This is a genomic window from Arthrobacter sp. E1SS-5, assembly GCF_057073715.1.
On record NZ_CP172703.1, the window covers coordinates 941,312 to 967,536 of the forward strand.

Annotated in this window: 30 protein-coding genes; 13 read left to right on the top strand and 17 right to left on the bottom strand. The window is 65.8% G+C overall.

All coding sequences use genetic code 11. The features are described 5' to 3' along the window. Positions 1-55: 55 nt before the first annotated feature. Together ACIGJD_RS04455 and ACIGJD_RS04460 are read left to right on the top strand one after the other, a co-directional pair. Positions 56-838 carry a FadR/GntR family transcriptional regulator gene (locus tag ACIGJD_RS04455; RefSeq protein WP_483688472.1) on the top strand — a complete coding sequence of 261 codons (783 nt, stop codon included), beginning with the start codon at positions 56-58 and terminating at the stop codon, positions 836-838. After that, a complete protein-coding gene (locus ACIGJD_RS04460) occupies positions 831-2,174 on the top strand; it encodes an alpha-L-fucosidase (RefSeq protein WP_483688473.1) in 1,344 nt (447 codons plus the stop codon). Before ACIGJD_RS04455 ends, ACIGJD_RS04460 begins: the two co-directional genes overlap by 8 nt. Before the next feature lie 80 nt (positions 2,175-2,254). Here the strand turns inward: ACIGJD_RS04460 and ACIGJD_RS04465 are convergent, their stop codons facing one another. The 3 genes from ACIGJD_RS04465 to ACIGJD_RS04475 all read right to left on the bottom strand — a co-directional run bounded on the left by ACIGJD_RS04465 (position 2,255) and on the right by ACIGJD_RS04475 (position 4,791). Continuing rightward, a complete protein-coding gene (locus ACIGJD_RS04465) occupies positions 2,255-3,007 on the bottom strand; it encodes an ArsR/SmtB family transcription factor (RefSeq protein ID WP_483688474.1) in 753 nt (250 codons plus the stop codon). Positions 3,008-3,064: 57 nt separating this feature from the next. Next, the gene (locus ACIGJD_RS04470) at positions 3,065-4,312 is read right to left on the bottom strand and encodes a mechanosensitive ion channel family protein (RefSeq protein WP_483688475.1); all 1,248 of its coding nucleotides are present in this window, start codon (positions 4,310-4,312) and stop codon (positions 3,065-3,067) included. Positions 4,313-4,383: 71 nt separating this feature from the next. After that, on the bottom strand, positions 4,384-4,791 hold the full coding sequence (locus ACIGJD_RS04475; RefSeq protein ID WP_483688476.1) for a DUF1304 family protein: 408 nt from the start codon (positions 4,789-4,791) through the stop codon (positions 4,384-4,386). Between the two features lie 139 nt (positions 4,792-4,930). Here ACIGJD_RS04475 and ACIGJD_RS04480 point away from each other — a divergent pair, with 139 nt between their 5' ends. Next, complete coding sequence (locus ACIGJD_RS04480) at positions 4,931-5,266, top strand: cupin domain-containing protein (RefSeq protein WP_483688477.1); 336 nt, start codon at positions 4,931-4,933, stop codon at positions 5,264-5,266. 29 nt (positions 5,267-5,295) lie between these two features. On the opposite strand, the gene ACIGJD_RS04485 is transcribed toward ACIGJD_RS04480, so the two are convergent. From ACIGJD_RS04485 to ACIGJD_RS04540, 12 genes are all read right to left on the bottom strand, one after another. Beyond that, positions 5,296-6,102, bottom strand: coding sequence for a hypothetical protein (locus ACIGJD_RS04485; RefSeq protein ID WP_483688478.1), 807 nt, complete (start codon positions 6,100-6,102; stop codon positions 5,296-5,298). Beyond that, positions 6,099-6,647 carry an RNA polymerase sigma factor gene (locus tag ACIGJD_RS04490; RefSeq protein WP_483688479.1) on the bottom strand — a complete coding sequence of 183 codons (549 nt, stop codon included), beginning with the start codon at positions 6,645-6,647 and terminating at the stop codon, positions 6,099-6,101. Before ACIGJD_RS04490 ends, ACIGJD_RS04485 begins: the two co-directional genes overlap by 4 nt. Before the next feature lie 95 nt (positions 6,648-6,742). Then, the gene (locus ACIGJD_RS04495) at positions 6,743-7,393 is read right to left on the bottom strand and encodes a hypothetical protein (RefSeq protein WP_483688480.1); all 651 of its coding nucleotides are present in this window, start codon (positions 7,391-7,393) and stop codon (positions 6,743-6,745) included. 243 nt (positions 7,394-7,636) lie between these two features. Further along, entirely contained in the window at positions 7,637-8,878 is a 1,242-nt protein-coding gene (locus tag ACIGJD_RS04500; RefSeq protein ID WP_483688481.1) for an MFS transporter, read from the bottom strand. A 151-nt stretch (positions 8,879-9,029) separates the two neighbouring features. Continuing rightward, positions 9,030-10,289 carry an AGE family epimerase/isomerase gene (locus ACIGJD_RS04505; RefSeq protein ID WP_483688482.1) on the bottom strand — a complete coding sequence of 420 codons (1,260 nt, stop codon included), beginning with the start codon at positions 10,287-10,289 and terminating at the stop codon, positions 9,030-9,032. A 37-nt stretch (positions 10,290-10,326) separates the two neighbouring features. Next, on the bottom strand, positions 10,327-11,070 hold the full coding sequence (locus tag ACIGJD_RS04510) for a sulfite exporter TauE/SafE family protein (protein WP_483688483.1): 744 nt from the start codon (positions 11,068-11,070) through the stop codon (positions 10,327-10,329). Then, positions 11,071-12,510: an NAD-dependent succinate-semialdehyde dehydrogenase gene (locus ACIGJD_RS04515; protein WP_483688484.1), complete on the bottom strand. Its 1,440-nt coding sequence runs from the start codon at positions 12,508-12,510 to the stop codon at positions 11,071-11,073. A 64-nt stretch (positions 12,511-12,574) separates the two neighbouring features. Continuing rightward, positions 12,575-13,390, bottom strand: coding sequence for a carbohydrate ABC transporter permease (locus tag ACIGJD_RS04520; protein WP_483688485.1), 816 nt, complete (start codon positions 13,388-13,390; stop codon positions 12,575-12,577). Between the two features lie 4 nt (positions 13,391-13,394). Then, positions 13,395-14,351 carry a carbohydrate ABC transporter permease gene (locus tag ACIGJD_RS04525; protein WP_483688486.1) on the bottom strand — a complete coding sequence of 319 codons (957 nt, stop codon included), beginning with the start codon at positions 14,349-14,351 and terminating at the stop codon, positions 13,395-13,397. Then, positions 14,348-15,637 (bottom strand): ABC transporter substrate-binding protein, encoded by a 1,290-nt coding sequence (locus ACIGJD_RS04530; RefSeq protein WP_483688487.1) that lies wholly within the window; start codon positions 15,635-15,637, stop codon positions 14,348-14,350. The genes ACIGJD_RS04525 and ACIGJD_RS04530 overlap by 4 nt, the downstream gene beginning before the upstream one ends. Positions 15,638-15,740: 103 nt before the next feature. After that, complete coding sequence (locus ACIGJD_RS04535; protein WP_483688488.1) at positions 15,741-16,625, bottom strand: aldolase; 885 nt, start codon at positions 16,623-16,625, stop codon at positions 15,741-15,743. A gap of 21 nt (positions 16,626-16,646) precedes the next feature. Continuing rightward, a complete protein-coding gene (locus tag ACIGJD_RS04540; protein ID WP_483688489.1) occupies positions 16,647-17,549 on the bottom strand; it encodes a PfkB family carbohydrate kinase in 903 nt (300 codons plus the stop codon). A gap of 137 nt (positions 17,550-17,686) precedes the next feature. Between ACIGJD_RS04540 and ACIGJD_RS04545 the strand changes: the two genes are divergently transcribed. The 9 genes from ACIGJD_RS04545 to ACIGJD_RS04585 all read left to right on the top strand — a co-directional run bounded on the left by ACIGJD_RS04545 (position 17,687) and on the right by ACIGJD_RS04585 (position 23,353). After that, a complete protein-coding gene (locus tag ACIGJD_RS04545) occupies positions 17,687-18,829 on the top strand; it encodes a Gfo/Idh/MocA family protein (RefSeq protein ID WP_483688490.1) in 1,143 nt (380 codons plus the stop codon). A gap of 71 nt (positions 18,830-18,900) precedes the next feature. Next, entirely contained in the window at positions 18,901-19,683 is a 783-nt protein-coding gene (locus ACIGJD_RS04550; protein ID WP_483688491.1) for a DeoR/GlpR family DNA-binding transcription regulator, read from the top strand. After that, entirely contained in the window at positions 19,680-20,597 is a 918-nt protein-coding gene (locus tag ACIGJD_RS04555; protein WP_483688492.1) for a 2-hydroxyacid dehydrogenase, read from the top strand. Before ACIGJD_RS04550 ends, ACIGJD_RS04555 begins: the two co-directional genes overlap by 4 nt. A 43-nt stretch (positions 20,598-20,640) precedes the next feature. Further along, complete coding sequence (locus tag ACIGJD_RS04560; protein WP_483688493.1) at positions 20,641-21,108, top strand: SRPBCC family protein; 468 nt, start codon at positions 20,641-20,643, stop codon at positions 21,106-21,108. 7 nt (positions 21,109-21,115) lie between these two features. Next, entirely contained in the window at positions 21,116-21,460 is a 345-nt protein-coding gene (locus ACIGJD_RS04565) for an iron chaperone (RefSeq protein ID WP_483688494.1), read from the top strand. A gap of 73 nt (positions 21,461-21,533) precedes the next feature. Next, positions 21,534-21,857: a hypothetical protein gene (locus ACIGJD_RS04570; protein WP_483688495.1), complete on the top strand. Its 324-nt coding sequence runs from the start codon at positions 21,534-21,536 to the stop codon at positions 21,855-21,857. A gap of 241 nt (positions 21,858-22,098) precedes the next feature. Continuing rightward, a complete protein-coding gene (locus ACIGJD_RS04575) occupies positions 22,099-22,485 on the top strand; it encodes a VOC family protein (protein ID WP_483688496.1) in 387 nt (128 codons plus the stop codon). Positions 22,486-22,622: 137 nt separating this feature from the next. Further along, positions 22,623-22,973, top strand: a complete 351-nt coding sequence (locus ACIGJD_RS04580) for a cupin domain-containing protein (RefSeq protein WP_483688497.1) — start codon at positions 22,623-22,625, stop codon at positions 22,971-22,973. Between the two features lie 107 nt (positions 22,974-23,080). Further along, positions 23,081-23,353, top strand: coding sequence for a hypothetical protein (locus ACIGJD_RS04585; RefSeq protein WP_483688498.1), 273 nt, complete (start codon positions 23,081-23,083; stop codon positions 23,351-23,353). A 12-nt stretch (positions 23,354-23,365) separates the two neighbouring features. On the opposite strand, the gene ACIGJD_RS04590 is transcribed toward ACIGJD_RS04585, so the two are convergent. Further along, complete coding sequence (locus ACIGJD_RS04590; protein WP_483688499.1) at positions 23,366-24,622, bottom strand: MFS transporter; 1,257 nt, start codon at positions 24,620-24,622, stop codon at positions 23,366-23,368. Further along, complete coding sequence (locus tag ACIGJD_RS04595; RefSeq protein WP_483688500.1) at positions 24,619-25,080, bottom strand: MarR family winged helix-turn-helix transcriptional regulator; 462 nt, start codon at positions 25,078-25,080, stop codon at positions 24,619-24,621. Before ACIGJD_RS04595 ends, ACIGJD_RS04590 begins: the two co-directional genes overlap by 4 nt. Positions 25,081-25,287: 207 nt before the next feature. Here ACIGJD_RS04595 and ACIGJD_RS04600 point away from each other — a divergent pair, with 207 nt between their 5' ends. Then, positions 25,288-25,896 carry an SOUL family heme-binding protein gene (locus ACIGJD_RS04600; protein WP_483688501.1) on the top strand — a complete coding sequence of 203 codons (609 nt, stop codon included), beginning with the start codon at positions 25,288-25,290 and terminating at the stop codon, positions 25,894-25,896. The last annotated feature ends 329 nt before the right edge of the window (positions 25,897-26,225 follow it).

The window sequence follows — 26,225 nt, forward strand, 5'->3', positions numbered from 1 at the left end:
CCAATAGATCGGATGAAAGTGTATGAATGATAGATCCGCAGGAGGCGTCGGGGCAGTGGACCTCGTGTCCGGCGGCCCTATGTCGCAAACCGACGTCGTGATCACCGGTGTAAAGCACATGCTTTCTTCCGGTCGGCTGCGGCCGGGGGACCGGCTGCCCGTTGAAAAAGACCTTGCTGCGGAGTTGCAGGTGTCTCGTGGGTCCCTGCGTGAAGGGGTCCGTGCCCTGTCCACCATGGGGATCTTGGAAACCAGACAGGGTGCCGGTACTTTCGTCACCACCCTGGAGCCCTCTGCCCTACTGTCCGCCCTGGAATTCTGGGTGGGCCTACAGGATGGAGAACGGGCCAACCAGGTGCATACAGTGCGACGCGCGCTTGAGACCGAGGCCGCTGCTGCAGCCGCCGCTTCCATTACCGAGCAGCAACTGGAGCAGGCTGGGCACATCCTGGATCGGGCACACGCCGCCATTCATGCCAAACCCGTCGATCATGACGTAGCCATGCAATGCGATCTTGAGTTTCATCGGCTGATCGCGGAGTCATCCAGGAATCATGTGCTGTCCGCCCTAATTGAAACGGTCTCCACCACGACAGTCCGCGGACGGATGTGGCGGTCAATCCATGATGCTGCCGGACTGCGGACTACCCATGGCGAGCATCTGGGCATTTTGGAAGCACTGAGGCGGCACGATGCTGACCGTGCCCGGACCAGAATGGCTAACCATCTGTATGCCGTGGAGGACTACGTCACGGCCATCCCGGACCGCGAACTCCAGAATCCTGCCGTCACGACGAATGTCCACAGCACACCAAGAGTTGGAGCGCATCATGACTGAAATCGCCACGCCTGAAGAGTGGGACAACCTATCCCGGCCAGTCCCGGAGTGGTTCCAGAATTCCCCCTTCGGCATCTTCATTCACTGGGGCGCCTACTCCGTCCCCGCCTGGGCGGAGCCGATCGGCGCCCTTGGCACCATTGATGACCATCAATGGTTCGCGCACAACCCGTACGCGGAGTGGTACTGCAACACCATCCGCATTGACGGCAGCCCTGCCCAGCAGCACCACAAGGAAGAGTACGGCGGGGAGGACTATGACGCGTTCCTGGACCAGTGGAAAGCCGAGCAGTTCGACCCGGCGGATTGGGTGGAACTGTTCAAGTCCGCCGGAGCGGATTACGTGGTTCCCACCACCAAGCACCATGATGGCATCGCACTTTGGGACGCTCCGGGAACGGGGGAGCGGAACACGGTGCACCGCGGACCACGCAGGGACCTGATCGGCGACATTGCGCGTGCCGTTGAGGACAAGGGGCTGAAGCTGGGCCTGTACTACTCCGGAGGCCTGGACTGGCACGTACGTCCCTTCCCGCCGCACACCACCAGCGAAAGCGTCCACGATACGTCCCGCCCCAAGGACGCGGGCTACGCCGAGTACGCCTACAACCATGTGGTGGACCTGGTGGACAAGTACCGCCCCCACGTCCTGTGGAACGACATCGAATGGCCCGACGCCGGCAAGCACTTTGGTGAGCACGGGCTGGGAACGCTGTTTGAGCACTTCTATTCCGCTGTTCCCGGTGGCGTGGTGAACGACCGCTGGGGCGCTACCCACCAGGACTACGGCACCAGCGAGTACGAAGCCGCCAGGGAAAACGAGTCCGAATCGGAGTGGGAGAACTGCAGGGGCATCGGGTTCTCCTTCGGCTACAACCAGGTGGAAGGTCCGGAGCAGTCGTTGACCGGCCAACAGTTGGCCCGCCACCTCACGGACGTCGTCTCCCGCGGCGGCCACTTCCTCCTGAATGTCGGTCCTCGGGCTGACGGGACCATCCCTGAAATCCAGCGGCAGGCCCTGACCGACCTCGGAAAGTGGATGGCCACCGCAAAGCAGTACCTCGTGGGGGCGCGTCCGCTGGAGGGCGCTCCGGCCACGGACCAAGGAGATTCGTGGGTTCGGTGGGTGGACCGGGGGACCGAGGTAGTGGCCTTCGTTGACTCGCTAGGCGGTGGAGCGGAGGCCGACTTGAAGCTGGACGCGGGTGGCTTCGACTTGGCGCAAGCATCGGTGGAGGGACCCGGCGGAACCGTCGAGGCCACCGCGGATGGACTAAAAGTCTCGCTGTCACCTGACCGGCCTGGCCCGGCCATCGTCCGCATCCCCCGGAGATAGTCCCGCAAAGTACCTCTACGGCGGTGGCCGTCCCGCGAAAGGGCGGCCGCCGCCGTCGTGCCGTTCCTCCAAGCGGATGACTACGTGTACATCAGCGAACCCGGTGTGGTGAGCTTCTCGCCGGTTTCCAGCCACGTCTTCAGGCCGGAGAGGATCATCGGCCAGCCGCCGTAGAGCTGTTCGTTGGCGCCTTCGCGCAGGTCGCTGTGGGTGACCGTGAGGTGGCAGGAGTCCCCCACCGGCTCAATTTCCCAGGTGATTTTGGATGTGCCCTCGGCCTGTACGTCCTCGCCCCACAGTGCACGCATGGTCTGCACCAGCCGGCGCGGCGGGTCCACCTCCAAATTCTCACCTTCGCCCAGCACCGCCCCGGCCTTCGGGTTGCCCATCACAAACCGGCCACCGGGGGACCAGTCGGTCTCCAGGGTGTTGCCGAACTGGTACTTGCTCCGGATGTCGCTGTCCGTGATGGCTTCCCAGAGCCGTTCGGGCGTGGTTTTGATGTAAATCTCGAAGATCTTTTCCATGGGACTTTCCAATCTGGATTTGAGGTCGCTGAGGGCAGCGGCCCATGGTTCTGCGTATTTGCTGACCCAGCGGTCATGGACCAGCCGGATGGGAACCGGGTTCAGGAAGTGCAGCTTTTCCCGTCCGCGACGACGGGTGACCACCAGGCCTGCGTCCTCCAGGATGCGGAGGTGCTTGGCGATCCCGAACCGGGTCATGTCGAACCGTGCCTCAAGTGCGCTCAGGGTTTGCCCGTCCTCGCGGAACAGCTCATCGAGCAGGTCCCGCCGGGTGGGGTCGGAGAGTGCTTTGAACACGTCGTCCATGGCAGCAATGATAGGTGACTAAATGGTCACATATCAAGGGTTCTTCGCAGCAGGATTTTAGTTCCGGGAGGCCAGGTTCCTGTCGCGTTCCTCAAACACGTCCTCACCCGGTCCTGAGAAGGCGCGGGACCGCTCAACGGCCTCGATGGAGCCGGTGAAGAGCTGCGACTCATGGGGATCCGCCGCGTGCGTGCCGGCGGCAGCGGGCGAACCCAGCCCGCGCAGTGGTGTCCGGCGCCGGGTGCCCGTGCCGCCGTCGTGCGCTTGATTGCTGTCCGCTGCCTGCTCCCACCGCTGGTGGGGCAGGGCCTCCGGGTGGTCCTGCTGGAGGAAGGTGACCATGGTTTCGCGCACCAGGCAGCGCAGGTCGAAGAGCGCGGCACTGTCCGCGGCGCTCACCAGGATCCGGACGCGGACAAAGCCGCCGGTGGCATCGGTGATCTGCAGGACTCCGACGCGTTCGTCCCACAGCTCGGTGCCGGCCAGTGCCCGGCGGAGCTGGGTGCGCATGTCCTCCACGGGGGCGCGCCAGTCGAGGTCGAACTCCACGGTGCCCATCACCTCCGACTGGCGGCGGGTCCAGTTCTCGAAGGGCGTGGTGGTGAAGTAGGTCGAGGGCAGGATCAGCCGGCGGTCGTCCCAAAGGTGCACCACCACGTAGGTCAGCGTGATTTCCTCGATCCGGCCCCACTCCTTCTGGACCACCACCACGTCGTCCACGCGGATGGCATCGGTGAAGGCCAGCTGCATCCCGGCGAAGACATTGACCAGCGACGTCTGCGCGGCCAGGCCGGCGACGATGGAGAGCACGCCGGCGGATGCCAGCAGTCCGGCACCGAGCGCCTGGATGGCGGGGAAGGTCAGCATGGCAGAGCCGACCGCGAGCACCACTACCAGCGCCACGGCGATCCGTCGCGCCAGGATCATCTGCGTGCGCAGCCGCCGCGCCCTCCGGTTGTCCGCCACGTCCACGCTGTGCCTGTTCAGCACCACGGCCTCAATGATCAGCAGTACCGCAACCACCAGCCAGGCCACCGCACCGATGAGGGCAATCAGGAGGAAATGGTCGACGCCGGCATGCCAGCTTTCGCTGCCCGCCGTCAGCCCCAGCGCAGTGCGGACGCCCACCAGGCACAGTGCCAGCCGCAGCGGCTGGCGGGCCACCCGGGAGGTGGCCTGCAGCTCGGGCCGCTTCCGGTTGAGCTTCAGGACGATCTTGCGGAGCAGCCAGGACAGTGTAAGTCCGGCCAGCACCGCCAGGGCCATGGCGATAAAGGGCAGGGCGGGATTCAGGACATCTAGCATCCTTTAACGTTTACCAAGCGGTTGCGGAGCCTTCGAAATCGGGATGCCGGACGTGGCGTGTCCGCACGCGCCTATGGCCCCAGGGGCAGGAGGAGCAGGGCCAGCATGGCGGGAACCGTGGCGGCGAGGGTCCCCGGCACGCTCTCCCACTTCCTGGGGTAATGCCCCTGGAGGTCTGCCAGCAGCATGGTGGGCGCGGTGAGGACCATGTTGGCGCAGCAGTACACCACCAGCGTGTAGCCCACCACGAGCTGGCCGGCGTTGGCGGCGACCACGCCCGCGATGACGCCCAGCGCGATCACCAGGTTTTTGTACCCGGTGGGAATGGCCCACATCATCACGGCGGACACATTCTCAGGCGGAGTGCTCAGGAACTTCTGCGCCCACCGGTTGCGGCGAAGGAGAAAGCTCTCCAGCGGAAACACGAAGATATAGATGACCGCGGCAAGTACCGCGAAGATCTGCGATACAGCATTCATGCTTCGAAGATTAGGAGCGGCACGGCCGTTGCTCCATCCCCAGGTAAGGGGATTGCGGTGCCGGGCAGCCCAACTTCGCCACGCAATTGCGCCACCCAGCCCGGTCCCCTGCGGGAAGAACGCGGGTAGCCTTGGGCGCATGCAGAAGATATCGATCGACGCGCTGGCCCGGCAGCAGCTCGAGGCTGCCCTCACCTCCACCAACGGCCGTGCTGCCGACACGGTGTACGGCGGCCATGAGAAGATCCTGCGGCAGACGGTCATGGCCATGAAGGCCGGAACGCAGCTGAGCGAGCATCAGAACCCCGGTGACGCCACGGTCTTCGTGGTCCAGGGTTGCGTGAGCCTCAAGGCCGGCAGGGAGACCTGGCAGGGCAAGACCGGCGACCTGCTGATTGTCCCGCCCGGCCTGCACAGCCTGCACGCCGAAGAGGACTCCACCTTCCTGTTCACGGTTGCCAAGTACCGCGACTGATCCGGCCCGCGGCTCCTGTCAGCCGCGATTTAGCGCATTGGAGCCCGCCTGTCGCCTGGCCGCGTGGGTAGGTCGGGCTTGCCCCCGCCGTTGATGGCAGCACCTCCACCGTCTGCCGTCCGGCCAGGAGCATCCGGCCTCGCGGCTCCGGGCTGTGCTGCCGGCGGTTGTGCGGGTGGTCCCGGAGCAGTCGACGCCGGTCCGTCGGCAGGGCCTTTAGCCACACGGGGCGGGGGAGTGGTGTCCTGGGCGCCGGGGCCGGGTTGGGTGGTTACCGTCGGGTTGGATGCCCCTTCAACCTCCCAAGGTCCTGCGTGCGAAGCACCGGCTGCCGGGCCTTCGCCAGGCGCGGGTACGGGCGGAGTGCTGGACGTCGGGGCTTGCGGGAAAACGCGTACGACGGCGGGAGCCGGGCTGGTTGCCTCCGGTTCCGGTGCCGGAGTGGGCAGGGGAGCGGCGGGTGCCGGAGCGGCGAACCACCCCGCTACGGTGCTGATGCTTCCCTCAGCGCCACGACGGAGATCCCCGTTTCCCGCCGCGGCACCGCCGGCGACTCCGAGCGACGCGGCCACCGCCAGCGCGGTGAGGACCACCCGCCTCTTATGCCGGGGCTTGCCGGGCTCCTGGCAGCCGGCGGCCGACAATTCCGGCTCAGCCAATAGTGCTCTCAGTCGGGGTGATGGCGCCGGGATGTCGGAAACCCTGAGCTCCCGGACCTGCAGCAGTACCTGCCGAAGGACTGGATCGTTGGCCAGGCCAGCCTCTTCCAGCAGCTCCTGGACAGCGCGCTGGTCATTCAGCCTGCGTTCCAACTGTGCGTCGTGTTCCCCTGTCATGACCGGTCCTCCTGTAGTGGGCTGCGGAGCTTGCGTAGCCGGCAAAGCGCTCGCCTTTGCAGTTGCTTGATGGCCCCCGGGGTCTTGCCCATGATCGCCGCCGTCGTCTCAACGGAAAGATCCGCCACGATCCTCAGCGCAATCACCTCCTGCTGGTCCTGCCGCAAATCGTTCAGCAGTGCCTTGACGTTTCCGGAGCTTTCCACCGCCAGAAGTTCGTCCTCTGCGGAACTGCTGCACCGCGGGTCCCGGGCGGGATCGTAATCGGTGGTCGGGGGTGCTTTGAGCTGCCGCCGGTGCTCGTCGACATAGCGGGCGTGCGCGATGGAAAAGACCAGGGATTTGACCCCCTTCATCCCGCCGCGGACGTCACGGAGCTGTGGAAAGAGGGCCAGGAAGACCTCCTGGGTCAGGCCCTCAGGATCCTCGACGCCGCGGGCGCGGAGGTAGCTGAGCACCCCGGGTGAAAACTCACGGTAGGCAGCACAAAAAGGGCTTTCGTCCGTCCAGCCGGACCGCTCTGCCGTGTGCTCAATCCTTTGCATCCGCCCCCCTGAGGCAGGTCCCGCCTGCAACAGCTCCAGATGGGTGGTTGCGCCGGAACATTGGATGTCCCGGCGCAACCGCACGCCGCTGGCAGCTACCGCTGTCCGCCGTGCTTGGCGCCGTTGCCGGCGCCCTGGTGGGCGCCGCCGTTGGAGGCGGGTGCACCCTGGCGTTGCTCCTTTACCTGCTGCTGTTGCATCTGCCCCTGTTCGGAGGTGGCAGGGGCATCGCTGTCGTCGCCGCCTCCGGGTGCAGCAACAGTGGCGCAATAGGCGTCGACGCCGTCTTCCCCGCCGGCTGCGCGGACCAAGGCCGCGTAGGCCGTGGACGTGGTACCCAGGCCGCCATTGCTGAACGCGTTGCACAGTCCGAAGGCGGCAGGGCCGAATGCGTCAGGTCCTGCTGGAGTGGAAGTCTGCGACGGTTCAGGATCAGCCGTTTCCGTGGGGGCGGGCTCCGGTGATTCGGTTTCCGTCGCCGTTGGTGTCGGGTCCGGAGCCTCCGTCTCGGTTTCCGTGGGAGTCGGGTCCGGGGATTCGGTTTCGGTCGCAGTGGGGCTCGGCGACGGTGACTCAGTTTCGGTTGCCGTGGGGCTCGGCGACGGCGATTCCGTTTCCGCAAGGACCGATGGCGTGTCCGGCGAAGACTCTGCCATTGCGGCAACGCCTGTGCCGCCGACCGCGAGCGCGCCTGCCGCGAGCACGGTCATGGCCAGTTTGTTACCTGAGAACGTGAAGAAAGACATGAGACCCTCCGTTGACGAATTTTCTCGATTGCGTTCAACTTCCGCGGAGTTGCCCCCGCATTTAGTGAATCGAAATTTGGGTCATGGAGGTTACGGATTTGCGGGAATCTCGTGACTAATTTGTCAAAATTTCCACCGGGCAGCCCTGAAATTCCCCCGCAGAACCATCGATTGCTCCGCACTTGTCGTTATGGGCGTTCAAAACGACAGTTACGGAGCAATCGATGAAAGGGTGGTTTGGGGCTAGGCGGGATCCTCGACCTTGTCGGTGACCGGGCGGGGCTCCAGCCAAATCCGCTCGCGGGGGCCGGGCGGGTAGGCGTACCTCTTCCCCGCCAGGGTGATGACGAACGCGGCGATTACCGGGATTGCCGCGGCGGCCGGAACCAGCAGCGGGCCGCCAACCACCAGGGCGGCGGAACCGTAAAGCGCCCCGACAGTGATGCCCAGCTGGATGGTGAGGACGGTGAGCCCGTTGGCCGCCTCGCTGTATTCGCCGCCGGCACGGAGGATTGCGGACTGGTTGTAGATGCCGATGGCACCCAGGCCGGCTCCCCAAACGGTCATCAGGACCAATGCGAGGGGAAGGTTCCCCACCGCCAGGGGCAGGAGGAACATCGATGCGGCGATGGCCGCCGTCGTGATCAACAGCGAACGCCGGGGACGCGAATCCACGGTCATCCCGGCGATCCAGATGCCCAGCAGCCCGGAACCGCCCAGCACGGTGAGGGAGAGACTCGTGGCGTAGTCCGGCAGGTTCGCTTCACGGATGAACGGCGCGATGTACGTGAACAGGGCGAAGTGGGCCAGCACCAGGAGCGGCCAGGCAATCGCCACCGACTTCACGCCGGGCTGGCCAATCGCCTTGCGCAGGGACGGTCGGGCGGCGTCACTGATGCGCTGGACCCGGGGGAGCAGCCAGAACGCGAGAACGGTCAGCACCACACCAAATCCGGCGAGCACCATGAACGCGGCACGCCAGCCAAGGAACCCGCCCAGGGCCGTTCCCACCGGGGCCCCGATGGCCAGTCCCAGGCTGTTGCCGCTGAACACGATGGCCAGGGCCTTGCCCACCTTGTCCGCCGGCACCACCCGCGATACGAACGGCGCCATGGTGGTCCAGAGCAACCCGTGCGCCAAACCGCCCACCAGCCTGGCGACCATCGCGGAGGTGAAGTCCGGGGCCAGTCCCACCAGCGCGTTGCTGAGTGCGAAGGTCAGGACCAGGCCCACCAGCAGGGCGTGCCGCGGGATCTTCCCCAGCAGCCGCGCCGCCGGAACCACCGTGACCACAATGACGGCGGCATAGGCTGCCGCCAGGTATCCGGCCACGGGCTCGGACACGCCCAGGCCGGTGCTGATCTGCGGCAGCAGCCCGGACGGGAGGAGCTCGGTGGTGATGGCCGTAAACGCGATGGTGGCCAGCACCACCATCGCGGCGTAGGGAAAACGGGTAGGGGACGGCGCGGAAATCGCGGAAGACATGGGGGTGCGGTCCATTCAAGGGGAGGGCTTGGAATGCGGCTCGGCTCGCCGGACAATTCCTCCATTAAATTTACCGGACCAAAGTGGCTGTCACAGACGTGACACGGTCACCCACCCTGCTGCATCACAGGCCCCTTCGGGCCCTGCTGCATCACAGGCCCCTTCGGGAGGCATCCAGGCGGGAGTCGAGCAGGCCTGCTGCGAGTGCCGGAGCCAGGCCGGGGGCCAGCGGAAGGCGTGGGACCACCAGGCAGTGCCACAGGTGGTAGATGTCGGCCTTGCCGGACCAGACAGTCGAGCTGATGTTGCCGTTCTCGTCCAGTTCCTGTTTCCAGGATCCGTGCTCGTAATCGATGAACCAGTCGCGGGCATGGTCCCAGATCCGTTCGTACCAGTCCGCGTACTTTTTCTCGCCGGTGGCAAGGTAAAGGGCTGCCGCGCCTCCAATGGCCTCCGCGGGAACCCAGCGGATGCGGGTGGTGACAACAGGCTTGCCCTCCCAGTCCACGGTGTACACAAACCCCCGGTAGCCGTCCGGTTCCCACGCGTCGCGGATGGCGGCGTCGAACAGGCCCCGGGCATCGTCGAGGAGCCAGGCAGGGGCTTCCAAACCGCGGGCCTCGAGCCCGGCGCGGAGGTGCAGGAGCAGCCGGGCCCATTCCACCCAGTGGCCCGGGGTTCCGCCGTAGGCGCGGAACTGGCTGGCCCGGTCGTCGGTGTTGTACTCCGGCATGGGGTTCCATTCCGGGTCGAAGTGTTCGAACACGCGGTAGTTGTTGTTGCGCGCAAAATCGTGGATGAGCACCTCGGCGATGTGCAGCGCCCGTTCGATCCAGCGGTTCTCCCCTGTCACATCGGCCACAATGAGGTAGGCCTCCACCGAGTGCATGCTCGCGTTGCCGCCCCGGTAGGCTTCCGTTTCGGTGAATTCCCGGTTCCACGAGTCGAAGCACATGTTGGCCTGGTGGTCCCAGAACTTGGTGTCGGCTATCCGCAGGGCCTCGTCGAGCAGTTCCCGGGCCCCCGGGCGTCCGGCGGCGACGGCGCTGGCGGCAGCCAGGAGCACGAAGGAGTGCTGGTAGCCGGACTTGGTGTCGTTAACCGGGCCGTTGCTGTCCACCTCGGCGTACCAGCCGCCGAACTCGTCATCGTGGAGGACACCGTTGAGTGCGTTGATGCCGTGGTCCACGAGGGTCGCAGCACCCGGCCGTCCCATCAGCGCGGCGACGGCGAAGCTGTGCGTCATTCGGGCGGTAATCCACAGATGGGTCGGCTTGTCGGCGAACACCTTGCCGTAGTTGTCCAGCCAGCCGAAACCGGTGGATACTTTCGACGCCTCTGCGAAACGGATCAGCCGGTCGGTTTCCGCCTCAAGCCATCGTGCGTGGGCGGCACTGTCGAGCCAGGTCATGTCATGTCCTCTTTCTGGTGAGAATGTGAATGTCGGGTCAGGCGGCGGCGTCAAGCACGCCGCGGATGATGGTGGCCGCTGCTCCCAGGTAGGCCAGGATGATCAGCAGTATCTGTGCGGCGCGGGCGGGGACGAACTTCGACGCGAGGTCGCCCAGCACCAGCCCGGCCAGGCACGCCACGGCGACAGCGGCCCACATGGCCAACGGCATCACGGGGAACGTCGCCGGGGCGGTAATCGCTTTGGAGATGAGCGAGAACGTTCCGATGGTGAAAAAGTACGGCTGCATGGTGGCCGCGAAGGACCTGTGCTGCCACCGGGTGGCGATGGAGTACATGCTGACCGCCGGGCCGCCCACCCCGGCAGCCGTGTTCATGAACCCGCTGAGGCCGCCGGCGGTGAAGAGGTAGCGGCGGCGCTCCGGGAGGGTGGCGGACTTCAGGAACAGCAGGACCGTCAGCCCGGCGGCCAGGAGCACGCCGATGGAGATTTCCAGGACCGGCGCCGGAATGAGGCGGATCAGGAACGCCGCCGGGATGATGCCCAGCAGCGCCGAGGCCGCGAGCAGCAGGTAGCGCTTCCAGTCGATGTCCTTGACCACCCGGAAGATGATGGCCCCCGCCGTTACGGCGCCGCATACGTTCACCAGCACCACGCCTTCCACCGGTCCCAGCAAAAGGACCAGGAAGGGGGCGGCCACCAGGGCGAAGCCCATTCCGGTGATCCGCTGCATCCCCGCACCCATGACGACGGCGCCCAGCACCAGCCCGGTGGTCAGCATTTACGGCCTCCAGGCCACGTACTGGACCTCCTCGAATTCCTCCAGGCCCAGACTCGATCCTTCCCGGCCCAGGCCGGACTGTTTGGCACCGCCCATGGGGGCGAAGGCTACGGAGGGAAGGGGGTCATTGACGCCCACGATCCCGGCTTCGAGCTGCTCCGGGATGTCCCACCCGCGCCTCGGGCTGCCGCTCCAGACGTAGGCGGCCAGGCCCATCTCGGTGGCGTTGGCCTTGCGGATGGCTTCTTCCTCCGAGGAGAAGGTGACGACGCCGGCTGCCGGGCCGAAGACTTCCTCGGTCACCAGCAGTGCATCGTCCGGGACGTCGGCCAGCAGCGTGGGTGCCATGTAGGCACCTTCGCCAGGCACGGACGTCCGCTGGGTGACGCGGCGGGCGCCGAGCTCCAGTGCGTCGTCCACCAGTGCCTGCACCGCGGACACCCTCTCGGCGTCGATGACCGGGCCGAGGTCCGGAACCGGTGTGCCGTCGTCGGGAACGCCGTGGCCGATGCTCATGGCATCAAAGCGTGCGCCCAGCTTCTGCGCGAACTCTTCCGCGATGCTGTCCTGGACCAGGAAGCGGTTGGCGGCCACGCAGGACTGGCCGGTGTTGCGGAGCCGGCCCAGGACGGCACCCTCCACGGCGGCGTCCAGGTCGGCGTCCTCGAAGACAATGAACGGCGCGTTGCCGCCCAGCTCCAGCAGGGGCCGGACCACGCGCTCCGAAGCGGATGCCATGATCTGCCTGCCGACCCCCGTGGAACCGGTAAAGCTGACGGCGCGGACCGCGGGGTGGGACATCAACGCACCGGTAATTTCGCGGGAGGGGCCGTGGACCAGATTGATTACGCCTGCTGGGAAGCCGGCGTCGTGCAGGACCTCGAAAAGCCCGGTGGCAGCCAGCGGGGCCTTCTCGGATACCCTGCCCACCACCGTGCAACCGGCGGCGAGCATGGCCGCGAGCTTGCGGGCCTGGATGGACACCGGGAAATTCCACGGTGTGAGGCTGAGGGCCACGCCGATCGGCTTGCGGCTGCTCAGGTGGCGGCGGCCCTGCAGCTCGGGCGGGCTGAGGGTGCCGGTGGCCCGGCGGGCTTCCTCGGCGAACCAGCGGAAGTACTCCACCGAAAAGTCCACCTCGCCCTGCGCCTCCGGGAGCCGCTTGCCGGCTTCCAGCGCCAGGGTGTGGGCGAGTTCGTCCCGGCGTTCGGCCAGGAGTTCGGCTGCGTTGCGCAGCAGGTCTGCCCGCTGCCGCACTGTGGTGCGGGACCAGGAACCGAAGGCTTCCGCGGCGGCGTCCGCGGCCTTGGTGGCGTCTGCGGCAGTACCCCAGGCCACCTCGCCGACGGTGCTGCCGTTGCCCGGGTCAATCACGTCCTTGGCGCTTCCGGCGGTGTGCCAGCTGCCGTTCACCAGGTGCCTGGCCGATTTGAGGTTCATCAGTGTTGCCTTTCGTTGGCTGGAAGGGGACTGCCGCCAGCGGAGCCGCGTGTCGTCGTCGTACTCATCCCTTGCTGGCTCCCGCCGTGATACCGGCAACGAAGTAGCGCTGCAGGAAGACGTAGGCCACCACGACAGGCAGCGACGCCAGGATCACGCCGGCGAACAGGAGCGGGTAGTTGGTCTGGAACTCGCCCTGGAAGCTCAGCAGTGCCAGCGGCAGGGTGCGGTTGCCGGGGGTCTGGATGAACAGCAGCGGGTACAGCAGTTCATTCCAGTGGATGACGAACAGGAAGATCGCTGCGGCGGCGATGGAGGGGGCCGAGAGCGGCAGGGCGATGGAGGAGTAGGTTTTCCACGGTCCGCTGCCGTCGATGGAGGAGGCTTCGTAGAGCTCCTTGGGCAGCGTCCGCATGAACCCGCCCAGGATGAAGACGGCGATGGGCAGTGTGGACACCACGTTGGCCAGGATCAGGCCGGCCAGGTTGTCCAGCAGGCCGAGGCGGCCGAAGAGCACGTAGAGCGGCACCATGTTGGCCTGCGCCGGGATGGCCATGCCCAGGACCAGGAAGCCGAAGATGGCCCAGGCCATGAACCCCTTCAACCGGGACACGGCGTAGCCTGCCAGGCTGGCCAGGAACAGGGTGAGCGGCACGGAGATGCCGGTGACGATCACGCTGTTCATGAAGGACGAGCCCAGGTTCTGGCCGCCCACCACTTCCGCGAAGTTGTCCGGGGCGAGGGAGTGCGGGAGGCTGAACGGCCCGGCGAAGAGCTCCTGCGTGGACTTGAAGCTGCCGAAGGCCACCACGGTCAGGGGAATGATGATGATGACCGCATAGATGGCCAGGATGGCGCGGCGGCTGAGTGAGGCGAGCATGCTGCTAGTCCCCCTTCGGGGTCAGCCGGAGCAGGCGGCGCTGGAGCCAGGTGACCAGGGCGATCATCGCCATGAAGATGATCGACTGGGCGGCGGCGTAGCCGAACTCCGAGTTGGCAAAGGTGCTGTAGATGCGCGTGGACAGGATGTCCAGCGAGGCCTTGGGCGGGTTGCCCGCGATGCCGAGGATCAGGTCGAAGGCCTTGAACGACTGCACGGTGGTGTAGGCCACCACAATGGAGGTCGCCGGGGCCACGAAGGGCCAGGTGATGGACTTGAACTGCTGCCACTTGTTGGCGCCGTCCATTTCCGCCGCTTCGTAGAGTTCCTTGGGGATGGACTGCAGGCCCGCAATGTAGACCACCATCATCTGGCCCGAGTGGAACCACACCTGGGTGACGGCCACCCAGTACAGGGCCTGCGCGTCGTTGCCCAGGTAGGCGCCGCCGTCCACCCCCACGGTTCGAAGGACCGTGTTGGCCAGGCCGAAGTTGGGGTCGTAGATGAACTTCCAGATGAAGGCCACCGACACCGAGGACAGGATGGTGGGGAAGAAGAACAGGGCGCGGAGCAGGATGCTGCCCCGCGAGTTCTTCGTCAGAAGCAGTGCCAGCACCAGCGAGAACACGGTCTGGGCGATCACCACCAGCAGCACGAACTTCAGGTTGTTGGTCAGCGCGTTGGTGAACAGTGAGTCCTTGGTGAACGCCCGGATGAAGTTGTCCAGGCCCACGTAGTTGAACGCCGCCGAGAAGCCGTTCCAGTCGGTGATGGCGTACTGGAAGGCCTGCAGCGTGGGCATCACCAGGAAGAAGGCGACGACGGCGACGGCGGGCAGCGGGAAAAGGTACAGTGCCGGATTCACCCTGGTAGGGGAGCGGCGGCGCACCTTGGCAGGGTTTGCGGGTGCCGGGCTGTCCGTCGCTTTGCGCTTGGCAGCCGTTCCAGGATGGATGCTCATAGCCGTTCGTCAACAATCTTCTGGGCGGCAGCGGCTGCCTGCTCCGGGCTGGTGCCGGAGATGACGGCCGTGGCGCTGGCCTCCACCGCGTTGCGGACATCGAGGTTGTTGAACTGGAACCGGGCGGCGAGCGCCGTCTTCTTCTGCAGCCAGGGGCTCAGCCGCTTCAGGTCCGGGTTGGTGTACTCCACCTTGTCCACGGACACGTGCTGGGCCGTCTGGTTGGCGTAGTAGCCGGCGTTCTCCGGCTCGGAGAGGAAATCGATCCAGGCTGCGGCGGCTGCCTGGTTTTTGCTGGCCGAGTTGACGCCCAGGATGAACGTGGCGTTGTAGGCGCCCTCGTACTTGCCCTTGCCGTCGGAGGTGGTGTTGGGGAACACCAGGTCAATGGGGAACTTGGCGCCCAGCCCGCGCACGGCGGCGAGGTGGTACGAACCGGTGGCCAGCATGGCGGCCTTGCCCTGGGAGAACAGGTTCTGGGCGGGCTCCACCGCGGTGCCGGTGGCGTTGGGCTGCACGAACGGCTTCAGGTCCTTGTACTGGTTGAGCATCTTGATGAACCAGTCGTCGGTGCACTTGAGCTTGCCCTGTTCGATCTGGGCGCACATGTCGTCCACGGGGGCGTTGTTGGCGATCATGCAGTTGAACAGCTGGCCGCCGTTTCCAACGTCACCGCCGGGCCAGGAGATGGGAATGACTCCGGCGGAGGCGAGCTTTTCGCACATGGCCAGGAAGGCGTCCCAGTTCTTGGGGGCCACGTCCGCGCCTGCCTTGTCGAACAGGTCCAGGTTGGCCATGGGCATGGGGAACACCACCTGGTAGGGCAGACCCAGCTGGCTGTCGCCGTTCTGGCCCGCGGAGAGCAGGCCCTTCTGGTAGTTCTTCACCGCCTGGCTGTCCTTCAGTTCGGTGTAGATTCCTGCCTCGGTAAAGTTCTTGAACTGTGCGCCGCGGAAGGTGGCAAACGCGTCGCCGATGGAGCCGCCGCGCAGCTTTTGCAGTGCCTGGGCGTTGTAGTCGTTGGAGGTGGAGATGTCCTGGGCAACCTCAACGCCGTCGTGCTTTGCCGCAAAGCGCTTGATCAGCTCGTCAAACACGGCTTTGTCCTCGCCGCGCCAGTGCGCGAAGGACACCTTGCCGGTGACGGCACCGGTGGAGGGGGCCGCCGGTCCGGACGCGCCGGCCGGCTTGGTGGAACCGCCGGGGCCGGCGCACGCTGCCGCGCTGGCGCCCAAGCCCAGGGCTCCGAGAAGGGCCATGGCCTGCCTGCGTGAAATCTGACTCACAATAATCTCCTCGTTGAGTGTTTGCTATGCCTTGTTGCTTGACTGCAAAAATTGCTTGAGTGCGAAAGGGTCACCGTCCGGTGACAGGAACTCCGGTGGCGGGCTAGGCGTGGCTCCTTTGGCTGGAGACGACGTCATCCACCACGGCACAGAGGCGCTGCAGCCGGCGGACGGCGTCAGTGGACAGGGATTCGACGACGTCGGGTGCGCCGATGCACGACGCCCAGACGGCGCGTCCGGAAAGGAAGCCGCTGGCACCTTCCAGGCAGGCCCACCGGACGGCGTCCGGGAAGACATCCTCGGGAACTCCGGAGGAAAGGACCACCCAGGGGCCGTCGATGGCTTGGGTCAGTTCGGCGCAGGCCGCGCGGACCTCATCCTCGGAAGCCTGTCCCTTGAAGGGCACCTCGGCCTTGTAAAGGTCGGCGCCAAGGCTGCCGAGCTCCTTGGCTGCGGCCAGGATTCCCGCGTTCCAGTCGAAGTCGCCGCCGGCGAGGGGCTTGCGGGAGACGGGTTCGATGATGCTGATCAGCCCGGCGGACCGGCAGCTTTCGACGAATTCCAGGACCATCGCCACGCGGCCTTCGGCGGGCTCGTCCGGGCGGTAGAGGACCAGGAGTTTCAGGGCCTTCGCACCCAGGGCCTTGTACTTGTGCGGGTCCACCAGCTTGTCGATGGTCACCTCGCCCACCAGCTCGCCGTGCGCGGACTCGAAGTGGTCGGCGGAGGCGATGAGCCCGCAGCCGGGGTCCACCACCCCGGCGTCGATGGCCTGGTCCAGGGCGAACTGGCGGTCGATCAGGATGCCTGACGCGTAGGGGCTGAGGATCCGGGCGGCTTCGAGCTTGAAGTTGCGCAGGTCCTCGTCGGTGACGGGCTGGTCGGTGTGCTCGGCGAACATGTTGCGCATTGCTTCACGCTGGTCCACGGCGAGCATCGCGAAGGCGCCTGACGGGCGCTGGAGGGGGGAAAGGTCTGTGGAGGTCATGGGCTGCTTCTTTCAGCTGGTTCAGATGGATGCTGGGACGGAATCGATGGTTTGGTGCGGGATGGCGGAGCGGCCGTCGAGTCCGCCGCAGGAGGCGGAGGCGGTACGGCCGGCGAATGCTGCGGCCTGCACGAGGGGAAGTCCGGCGGCGACGGCGGCGAGCAGGGCGCCGTGGTACACGTCTCCGGCGCCGAGGGTGGAGACGATGGTTGCGGGGGTGGCCGGTACGTGGACGGGTTCGCCGCCGCGTTCCAAGACCCAGGCGCCGTCGGAGCCGGCGGTGGCGACGACGGCGGAGGCGCCGTCGTCCAGTGCTTTCTGCAGGAGCGCTGCAGGGGAGAGGTCTTCGCCGTACTCTGCCCGGAGCCTTTCAATGGTGGGGACGTACAGTGCGACGCCGCGGGGGCTGAAGTCCGGAATCGGATTGCCCGCGTCGACGCTGATGTTCAGTGTCGCGGGACGGCCGGACGCGTTGGCCACGGCGTTCCAGCCCAGGTGGTCGGTGTGCACCCACGCCGCGGACTGCAGCAGTTCGGAGAAGCGGCTGCCCGCGGGGAAGCTGACCGGCGGGACCGGGCGGGTGACGATTGCCCGGCTCTCCGTTGCCCTGCTGACCACGATCACGCTGGCACCGGTCTTGACGCCGGCATCCCGGACCACGGCGGATGTGTCCACGCCCTCGGACTCCAGGCCGTGGATGATGCGGTCACCTTCCTCGTCGGTGCCCAGGACTCCTGCGAAGGCTGTCCTTGCCCCTGCCCGGGCTGCCGCCACAGCTGCGGTGGCCGCCGGGCCGCCGCCCGCCGTCGCGAAGTCCGTGGCGACCGTGCGGCTGTCCGCGGCCGGGTAATCCTGCACCAGGGCAATGGAGTCAAGAGTGGCGCATCCTACGAAGAGCAGGGTTCCGGTTGTCGGTTGGGGCACGATCCACCTCGTTGTAGTTCCGGCTGGTACTGAAGAAATATACACACGCTATGTTGGAAAAACAACACTTTCTGTATAGTTGTGTTTGGGAAGCAACGCCGCGGTCCCCCACTCAACGTAGAGAAACGGAGCAGCTCATGTCATTGCCTACTGCGGAATCAGTACGGACAATCAGGTACGGCCTCATCGGAGCCGGCCACATGGCCCGTGAACATGTCAGGAACCTTGCCCTGATCCCGGGAAGCCAGATCACCGCAGTCTCGGATCCCACGCCGTCATCCTTGGAAGAGACGGCCAGGGAGATCGGCTATGAGGTGCAGACCTTTTCCACCCACAATGAACTGCTGGCCTCGGGGCTGGTGGATGCGCTGGTCATTGCCAGCCCCAACGACACGCACCTCGGGATCCTGAAGGACATCTTCGCCAGCGGAACCAACCTGCCCGTGCTCGTGGAGAAGCCCGTCTGCACCAGCGCCGAGCAGGCCGACGAACTGGAGGCGCTCGCCGCCAATTACGCCGCGCCGGTATGGGTGGCCATGGAATACCGGTACATGCCCCCAGTGCAGGAAATCATCCAGGCAGCGCATGGTGGCAAGCTGGGCAACATCTACATGCTCTCCATCGTGGAACACCGGTTCCCGTTCCTGCACAAGGTGGACGCGTGGAACCGCTTCGCCGAACGGACCGGCGGCACCTTGGTGGAAAAGTGCTGCCACTTCTTCGACCTGATGCGGCTGATCCTGCAGGACGAACCTGTGCGCGTTTACGCCAGCGGCGGGCACGACGTGAACCACATGGACGAGGTCTATGACGGCCGGGTCTCCGACATGGTGGACAACGCGTACGTCATCGTGGACTTCAAGGGCGGCCGCCGGGCCATGCTGGAGCTGTCCATGTTCGCTGAAGGATCCAAGTTCCAGGAGCGGATCTCGATCGTGGGTGACGCCGCCAAGATCGAGACCCTGATCCCGGTTGCAGCCAACCACTGGATCCCCGGTGACGAGGCGGAAGCAACCGTTGAGTTCAGCCCGCGGTCCCCGCTGGGTCCGGAAAAGCATGAGGTTCCCGTGGATGAGGCCGTCCTCGCGGCAGGTGCGCACCATGGCTCCACCTACTATGAGCACCTGGGCTACCGGAAGGCCATCCTGGGCGAAGGGCCCGTGGAAGTCACGGTGGCGGACGGGCTCCAGTCCGTGCGGATGGGCCTGGCGGCCGAACGCTCTATTACGGAAGGACGCCCCGTGGAGCTTGGCGATGCCGCCGTCGGGGTACGTTCATAAGAAGATACCTGTTGGAATTGCAACATCCCGCCAGGCTGCGGCCCGGCACATTGGGGAGGGAAGAAGGGGTTATGAGCACCGCACGGAAAGAGGGTGCGCTGACGCCTCGCCAGCGCACCATCCTGGACGAACTGGGCAGGCGCGGGTTCATTTCCACGACCGACCTGGCGGAAACGTTTGCAGTTTCGGACATGACCGTCCGGCGGGACACCCGCGTGTTGTCCAAACTGGGACTGGCCAGGGTGGTCCATGGCGGCGTCAGCGCCGTTGACGGCCATGGCCAGAACGCGGACTTCGCGGCCCGCGTCCGGGAGGACTCGGACGCGAAGCTGAGGGTGGCGCGTGCCTGCGTTTCACTGATCGGGGAGCGGGACGCGATCATCCTCGACGCCGGGACCACCACCTACCAGATCGCGCAGCAGCTCCCCACGGCCTTCACCGGCACCATCATTACGCACTCCGCGCCGGCCATCCAGCGCTGCCTGCAGCTGACGGCGGCACGCACCATCTGCCTGGGCGGGGAGCTGCTGCTGGACAGCCAGGCCTTCAACGGGCCCATGACAGTGAGCGCGGCGGCCGGCCTGCGCGCCAAGACAGCTTTCATTGGCGTATCCGGGATCCATGACGAGGCGTTTTACATTGAGCGGGACGTGGAACGGGCAACTAAGATCGCCCTTATGAATTCGGCGGAACAGGTAGTGGTGGTGGCTACCCACCAGAAGATGCTGCGGTACGCGCTGGCACGGCTTGCCGCGTTCGATGCGGTGGACATCCTGGTGACCGACGCGCCGCCACCCCGGGAAATCGAGAACGCGCTGAGCGCCGCCAACGTGAAACTGATGGTTGCCGCATGACCGCCCGGCTGCGGGTGTGCCTGCCCGACGAAAAGCTCATCGACGCGCTCGAGCCGATGGACGGCGTCGAGTTTGTCCGCTGGGACCTGACGGGGCCGGCGCCGGACGGGCGGTTTGACCTGTTGGTGCCCGCCTACATGGGCAAGCCAACGGCGTTGGCCGCGCTGGAGGGCGTCGACGTCGGCCTGGTGCAGAGCCAGTCCATCGGGTACGACGGCGTTGCCTCGGTTTTGCCGGCGGGAGTCACCTTCGCCAACGCGGCAGGGGTGCATGAAACGTCGACGGCGGAGCTCGCCGTGGGCATGATGGTGGCCTCCCAGCGCGGGATCCCGGATTTCGTCCGGAACCAGGAGGCCGGGACCTGGGACAACAGCCAGCGCCCCAGCCTGGCCGACCGGCGCGTGCTGCTGGTGGGCTACGGGGGAGTGGGCAAGGCAATCGAGGCACGCCTCCTGCCGTTCGAAACCGAAGTCACCCGCATGGCCAGCCGTGCGCGGGAAGATGAACGCGGCACTATCTACGGGATCGATTCGCTCTATGAACAGCTGCCGCTGCACGAGATCGTGGTAGTCAGTGTCCCGCTGAGTGAGCAGACCGAAAAGCTGGTGGACGCGAAGTTCCTGGCGGCCATGCCGGACGGCGCCTTGCTGGTCAACGTGGCCCGGGGCCCGGTGGCGGACACTGACGCGCTGCTCGCTGAGGCCTTAACCGGCCGCCTCCGGGTTGCCCTGGACGTGACCGATCCGGAACCCCTGCCTGCCGACCATCCGCTGTGGACCACCCCCGGCGTGCTCATCACCCCGCACGTGGGCGGCGCAAGCTCTGCCATGTTCCCCCGGATGGTCCGGCTGCTCAGGAAGCAGATCGGGCTCCTGCTCGAGGGCCAGGACCCGGTGAACGTCGTCCTCCCATAACCCAACCCTTTGGTGTGGCAGCTCCCCACCCTATGCTGGGGCCATGCCCGCTTTTGAAGTCCGCCGTACTGCCGTGATCCCCGCTGCTCCGGAGGAGATCTTTCCGCTGGTCAACAACTTCCATGAATGGACCGCCTGGTCCCCCTGGGAGACGATTGACCCGGGCATGAGCCGGCGCTACTTCGGCAGCGAGGCGGGCGAGGGGGCGGGGTATGAGTGGAGCGGCAACCGGAAGGCCGGCAGCGGCACCATGGAGATCACTGAATCCGTACCCGCCAGCCTGATCCGGATCCGGCTCCACTTCACCAGGCCGTTCAAGGGACTGAACCCCACCACGTTCAGTTTCACGCCCGTAGACACCGGTACGGAGGTGACCTGGCGGATGACCGGGGAGAACAAGGGGCTGAGCAGGGTGTTCGCGCTGTTCATGGACATGGACAAGCTGGTGGGCGCCGACTACGAGCGGGGGCTTGCAGCCTTGGCATCCACCGTGGCGGCCAGGAAGGGCTGAGGTTTTAATGGGCGTCGTCGACGAAGCGCTGGCTGCGCTGTCCGAACCGGACCGCGGCTGCCTGCAGCATGTAGTTGAGCTTGCACGGTCCCTGGCACCGGACGCCACGGAGGGCATGAGTTACGGAATGCCGGCACTGAAGCTGGACGGCAAACCCCTGATCGCCGCTGTGGCCGCCGCCAGGCATCTTTCCATTTTCCCGTTCTCCTCCGCAGTGGTCGAAGCAGTGGCGGGCCGCCTGGACGGGTATTCGCTGTCCAAGGGAACCATCCGCTTCACCGCCGACCATCCTGTTCCTGCGGACGTGGTGAAGGACATGGTCCGCTTAAGGATGGCGGAAATCCGGAAGTAGGGAGTGCTGGGATCCGGCCTCAGCGGGACTTATGGTCCTTCCGGCTGCGGAAGCTGCTGCCTAGCCTGATGCCATGGCTGACACTCTCGCATCCCTTGCAGACTCGTTTAAGAACATGGGCGTCACCCGCGCTTACGGGGCTCCCGTGAACTTGGGCGGGGAGGAGATCGTGCCCGTTGCGCTGGTGTCGTTCGGCTTCGGCGGCGGCACGGAACCGGAAGACGGGGCCTCCGGCGGAGGCGGCGGCGGCTTCGTTGTCCCGCTCGGCGTCTACCGGACGGTGAACGGCAGGCCGGCCTTCCGCCCCAACACCATCGCTGCCCTGATATGCCTGGTTCCCCTGGTCTCTGTCGCTGGTGCTGCCTTGCGTAAAGCAATCTGGGTGGCACGAAAATAGCGGCCGGATGGGGCCTCGTGCGCCAAAAAATCGCCTATTTCGCCGCGGGAATTTCGGTTCCATAATGGCCTCGTAGACTTCGGGGACCCCGCGTCGATGGTTGCTGCCACCACGGCAAAACGGGATTCCAGGTGGCCGCCCCGGCACTCGGCGGGAAGGACGGCCACATGGCCCGGCGGCCACGTCCGGACCGGCTCGGGGGAGAGCGTCGCCATCGCAACCGCAAGGAGAGTTGTTTGTCATGCTCAAAGATATGGAACTCATGGCCGTCTTGCCTGCCAAGGACATCGAGCGGGCCAAGGAGTTCTACCGGGACAAGTTGGGCCTTGAGCCAGCCCAGACTATCGAAAACGAGAATTTGATCTACCGGTGCGGCAAGGGGACCGGCTTCCTGCTGTATCGGACGGACAACGCCGGTTCGGCCAAAAACACCCAGATGGCGTGGGGTGTCCAGGACGTGGAGAAGGAAGTGGAGGAACTCCGTGCCCGCGGGGTGGTGTTTGAGGACTACGACATGCCAGGCCTCAAGACCGAAAACGGCATAGCCACGATGGAGGGCATGGGCAAGGGTGCCTGGTTCGTGGACAGCGAGGGCAACATCCTGAATATCTCCTCGTTGCCGGCCTGAGGGCACATCGCGCCAATGCAGGGCGCATCAATCAAGGTACGACGCCGGCACCTGCCGCCCGAAGCACCCGCACCCGGGTGTGTGGCAGCGGCAGCCCGGCGCCGCCGTCGTACGTGGTCCAAAGGGAAGGAAAGGCGATGGGCGAGGAAGAAGCGGTGCCTGGGACGAAGGGCGTTTCAGTGGAGTTGTTGGCAACCGTTGATCTCGCCGGCGAGATCGATGGCATGCAAGGCCGGCAGCTGCGGATGAGGATGGTGACCATCGAGCCCGGCGGCGTCTTCGGCCCACTCCATGACCACAAAGGCCGGCCCGGCACCGTGTACATCCTGCAGGGGACCATTACCGACCACCGCGACGGGGTGGCCACTGACTATGGGCCGGGGGTTGGGTGGCCGGAGGACCGGAGCACCAACCACTGGCTGGAGAACCGGGGAACGGTACCGGCGGTGGAAGTCTCGGTGGACATCGTCAGCAAAGCGCCGTCATAAATCCAACCGCTATAGAAACCCGATGACATAGCGGCCCTGTTCTGGTTATCTTTTTCCTTACCGTGTTGAGCAGTCAGCTGGCCAGGCAGTCATGAGAGCCCGCCCTGATGAAATTCACAGCTCAACAATTCACAGCTCAAGAAGTTAGAGCTCAACATTCGCGATCCTGGTTCTATCGGCCTGGCGCTACGGCACCGGGCCGGGTTTTCCATGCCTTCGACGGCTGGGCTCTGGTTCCGGCCGCCGACCTCCTCATGCTGCGCCGTGCCATCGAACGCTCCGGTGCCGGACTTCGCGAAGCTGATGCCATCCTGCAGTCTGTGGAACTGGAGCTGGTGCGCCGGTCCGCAGTTCTGCCGCCCGCCGGGCAGGCTTCTTGAGCTGGAGCCCTTTCAAACTGCGGGCTCGCGCCGGCCCAGGGCCAGGCGGAGCGCGCCGCGAAGGGTGAGCCGGTTACGCCTGGTGACCGCGACCACGGCGGCGATACCTGCGAGCAGCACCACGATGCCGCCCACCGCGACGGACCAGCGGGCGCCGAACTGGCTTCCGATCCAGCCGACCAGTGGCGAACCTATGGCGGTGCCGCCCTGGAGGATGGCCAGGTACAGGGCCAGCACCCGGCCGCGGAACCGCGGCTCCACTGAGAGCTGGATGCTGGTGTTGCAGCTGTTCAGGAAAGTGATGGACGCCAGGCCTACGGGAATCAGGATTGCGGCGTAGACCCAGAACGTTGGTGCGATGCTGCCCAAAATGGTGGAAATCCCCAGTCCCAGTGCCCCTCCCAGCAGGAACCGCAGCCGGGGTCCGGAGCGGCGTGCCGCCAGGAGGGCACCGGCGAGTGTGCCTACGGCCATGATCGAGCCGAGGAGCCCGAACTCACTTGGCCCCATGCTGAACTCGGTGGTGGCCATCAGTGAGTTGATGACGGGGAAGTTCATCCCGAACGCGCCCAAAATGCCCACCAGGACCATGATCAGCATCAGGTCCGGCCTGCGGCGCACATACCTGATGCCTTCGGCCACCTGATGCTTGTTCCGCTCTCCCGTTGCGGATGGGGCGGGTTGGGCGACGCGGATCCGGAACAGCGAAATCAGGACGGCGGCGAAGCTGGCGGCGTTGAGCAGGAACACCGGTCCGGTGCCCACCCACGCTATGAGCACCCCGGCGATGGCCGGGCCGGTGAGCCTGGCGGTGTTGAAGGACGCGGAGTTCAGGGCCACCGCATTGGAGATGTTTTCCTGGCCCACCAGCTCGGAAACGAAGGCCTGCCGCGCCGGCGCGTCCACCGCGCTGGCCAGGCCGAGGCAGAACGCCGCCACATAGGCATGCCACAGCTGGGCGGTGCCGGTGACCACCAGGAGTCCGATGGCAAGGCCAGTGAATCCCATGGCCAGCTGCGTCCACATGAGAATGATGCGCTTGCGGTACCGGTCCGCCAGCACGCCCCCGTAGGGGCCGAACAGCAGCATGGGCAGGAACTGCAGGCCCGTGGTGAGGCCGACGGCGGCACCCGAGTGGTCGGTGAGGACGGTCAGCACCAGCCAGTCCTGTGCCACCCGCTGCATCCAGGTGCCGATGTTGGAGACGATCGCACCGCTGGCCCAAATGCGGTAATTGGGGTTTTCGAGGGCCCGGAACATCGCGCTCATTTGCCGCTCATTTCCTGCATGATGCGGGCCGCGCGGCTGAGGATAAGCCGGTCTTCCTCGCTGAGGCCTGCCACGCGCTGGGCCAGCCAAGCGGTCCGCTGGCTCCGCGCCTCCGCCAAAACTGTCCTGCCGGCGTCGGTGATGTCCACGCGGACCTGCCGGCCGTCGTCGGGATCGGCGCTCCTGGTGACGAAGCCCTGGTCGGCCAGCGCGTTGACGATCCTGGTCATGGAAGGCGCCTGGACGTGCTCACTCTTGGCTAGATCCCGCAAAGTGCTGGGGCCGCTGCCGTTGAGCAGGGCGAGGACCGTGTACTGGCCGGGGGTGATGGCGTCGCCGGTGGCCTCGACGCGGAGCCGGCGCGAAGTGCGCATCACGGCCGTGCGGAGATCGATGGCGAGGGTATCGGGGGCGGCGGGGTCGGCGGCTGCCGCGTTCTTGGTTTGGGTGGCTGACATAAAAGCGGGTGCGCCTCCTGCTGGCATTCCTTAGCAGTGCTAATTAGTTCTGCTAACTATTATGCTTCGCTTGCTTATCAAAGGGCAATAGTGGGCAACGTGGGCTTGGCAACATGTTCGGGCCATGAAACAAGCCGTGTGGCCGCGGCCCGGTAGAGTCCTTCGGTCTGGCCGCGCCTGCCCGGCCGGCGTAGGCTCTGCTTCACCATGACCGAGCAGCAGCCTTATGAGTTGGTCCGGCGCTATCCGCACTTCGAATTGCGCCGGTATCCGGACTATGTCGTCGCCGAAGTGACGGTGACAGCCGGCTTTGACCGCGCGGGCAACGCCGCCTTCCGGTATCTCTTCAACTACATCAGCGGCAACAACACTGCCCGCCGGAAACTGGCCATGACCGCCCCCGTGCTCCAAGAGTCGCAGCCGGGGCCGCAGAAGCTGGCCATGACCGCCCCGGTGCTGCAAAGTGGTCCGCTGCCCGGCTCCAACCAGCCCGCTGAATTTTCGGTGGCCTTTGTGCTCCCGGTGGGCGTGACGGCTGAAACCGCCCCCGTACCCGCCGACCCCAAGGTCAGGGTGCGGGCGGTGCCGGGTTCGCTCGCCGCGGTAGTGGGATTCTCGGGCAGCGGTTCCGGCTCTGCATTTGAGAAGCGGAACAACGGTTTACAGGCCGCCCTGACTCTGGCCGGACTGACGCCCGTGGGCCCGCCCCGGTTCGCCCGCTTCGACCCGCCGTTCAAGCCGTGGTTCCTGCGGCACAACGAAGTGGTCCAGGACGTGCGGGAGCCTGGGCCGGGGCAAGCCGCCCCGGGCAACTGACTCGGAGTAACCCATCAACGCCCGCTCACCTTTGGCGGGATTTCCGATGACGCCCGCTCACCTTGGGCGGGATTTCCGATGACGCCCGCTCTCCTCTGACCGCTTACCGGGCGGCACCCTCACGTTCCACGATGGGCGGCTGCACGCCCCATGAGGTGTCAGAATATTTCCGTTCGTACCCGCGGGCTTCCGATACTTTCCATCCCTCAGTTGGAAACCGGTGACGCTGCGGTGCCTGGAAGGTGTTGCTCCTGCATCGAAATGGGGCCTCTGCCCACTGTTGGCGCCCTCATCCCGGCAGCAAGGCGGATAAATAGTTATCTCCCACT

Excerpts from the sequence above, each read along its gene's own strand:
- ACIGJD_RS04600 (WP_483688501.1), top strand. The coding sequence starts at position 25,288 with ATGACCGAGCAGCAGCCTTATGAGTTGGTCCGGCGCTATCCGCACTTC.
- ACIGJD_RS04520 (WP_483688485.1), bottom strand. The coding sequence starts at position 13,390 with ATGCTCGCCTCACTCAGCCGCCGCGCCATCCTGGCCATCTATGCGGTC.
- ACIGJD_RS04510 (WP_483688483.1), bottom strand. The coding sequence starts at position 11,070 with ATGCTGACCACCGGGCTGGTGCTGGGCGCCGTCGTCATGGGTGCGGGG.
- ACIGJD_RS04590 (WP_483688499.1), bottom strand. The coding sequence starts at position 24,622 with ATGAGCGCGATGTTCCGGGCCCTCGAAAACCCCAATTACCGCATTTGG.
- ACIGJD_RS04460 (WP_483688473.1), top strand. The coding sequence starts at position 831 with ATGACTGAAATCGCCACGCCTGAAGAGTGGGACAACCTATCCCGGCCA.
- ACIGJD_RS04570 (WP_483688495.1), top strand. The coding sequence starts at position 21,534 with ATGGCTGACACTCTCGCATCCCTTGCAGACTCGTTTAAGAACATGGGC.
- ACIGJD_RS04500 (WP_483688481.1), bottom strand. The coding sequence starts at position 8,878 with ATGTCTTCCGCGATTTCCGCGCCGTCCCCTACCCGTTTTCCCTACGCC.
- ACIGJD_RS04475 (WP_483688476.1), bottom strand. The coding sequence starts at position 4,791 with ATGAATGCTGTATCGCAGATCTTCGCGGTACTTGCCGCGGTCATCTAT.
- ACIGJD_RS04595 (WP_483688500.1), bottom strand. The coding sequence starts at position 25,080 with ATGTCAGCCACCCAAACCAAGAACGCGGCAGCCGCCGACCCCGCCGCC.
- ACIGJD_RS04505 (WP_483688482.1), bottom strand. The coding sequence starts at position 10,289 with ATGACCTGGCTCGACAGTGCCGCCCACGCACGATGGCTTGAGGCGGAA.
- ACIGJD_RS04470 (WP_483688475.1), bottom strand. The coding sequence starts at position 4,312 with ATGCTAGATGTCCTGAATCCCGCCCTGCCCTTTATCGCCATGGCCCTG.
- ACIGJD_RS04515 (WP_483688484.1), bottom strand. The coding sequence starts at position 12,510 with ATGAACCTCAAATCGGCCAGGCACCTGGTGAACGGCAGCTGGCACACC.
- ACIGJD_RS04560 (WP_483688493.1), top strand. The coding sequence starts at position 20,641 with ATGCCCGCTTTTGAAGTCCGCCGTACTGCCGTGATCCCCGCTGCTCCG.
- ACIGJD_RS04580 (WP_483688497.1), top strand. The coding sequence starts at position 22,623 with ATGGGCGAGGAAGAAGCGGTGCCTGGGACGAAGGGCGTTTCAGTGGAG.
- ACIGJD_RS04480 (WP_483688477.1), top strand. The coding sequence starts at position 4,931 with ATGCAGAAGATATCGATCGACGCGCTGGCCCGGCAGCAGCTCGAGGCT.
- ACIGJD_RS04585 (WP_483688498.1), top strand. The coding sequence starts at position 23,081 with ATGAAATTCACAGCTCAACAATTCACAGCTCAAGAAGTTAGAGCTCAA.
- ACIGJD_RS04465 (WP_483688474.1), bottom strand. The coding sequence starts at position 3,007 with ATGGACGACGTGTTCAAAGCACTCTCCGACCCCACCCGGCGGGACCTG.
- ACIGJD_RS04535 (WP_483688488.1), bottom strand. The coding sequence starts at position 16,625 with ATGACCTCCACAGACCTTTCCCCCCTCCAGCGCCCGTCAGGCGCCTTC.
- ACIGJD_RS04495 (WP_483688480.1), bottom strand. The coding sequence starts at position 7,393 with ATGTCTTTCTTCACGTTCTCAGGTAACAAACTGGCCATGACCGTGCTC.
- ACIGJD_RS04555 (WP_483688492.1), top strand. The coding sequence starts at position 19,680 with ATGACCGCCCGGCTGCGGGTGTGCCTGCCCGACGAAAAGCTCATCGAC.
- ACIGJD_RS04565 (WP_483688494.1), top strand. The coding sequence starts at position 21,116 with ATGGGCGTCGTCGACGAAGCGCTGGCTGCGCTGTCCGAACCGGACCGC.
- ACIGJD_RS04490 (WP_483688479.1), bottom strand. The coding sequence starts at position 6,647 with ATGCAAAGGATTGAGCACACGGCAGAGCGGTCCGGCTGGACGGACGAA.
- ACIGJD_RS04575 (WP_483688496.1), top strand. The coding sequence starts at position 22,099 with ATGCTCAAAGATATGGAACTCATGGCCGTCTTGCCTGCCAAGGACATC.
- ACIGJD_RS04550 (WP_483688491.1), top strand. The coding sequence starts at position 18,901 with ATGAGCACCGCACGGAAAGAGGGTGCGCTGACGCCTCGCCAGCGCACC.
- ACIGJD_RS04525 (WP_483688486.1), bottom strand. The coding sequence starts at position 14,351 with ATGAGCATCCATCCTGGAACGGCTGCCAAGCGCAAAGCGACGGACAGC.
- ACIGJD_RS04545 (WP_483688490.1), top strand. The coding sequence starts at position 17,687 with ATGTCATTGCCTACTGCGGAATCAGTACGGACAATCAGGTACGGCCTC.
- ACIGJD_RS04485 (WP_483688478.1), bottom strand. The coding sequence starts at position 6,102 with ATGACAGGGGAACACGACGCACAGTTGGAACGCAGGCTGAATGACCAG.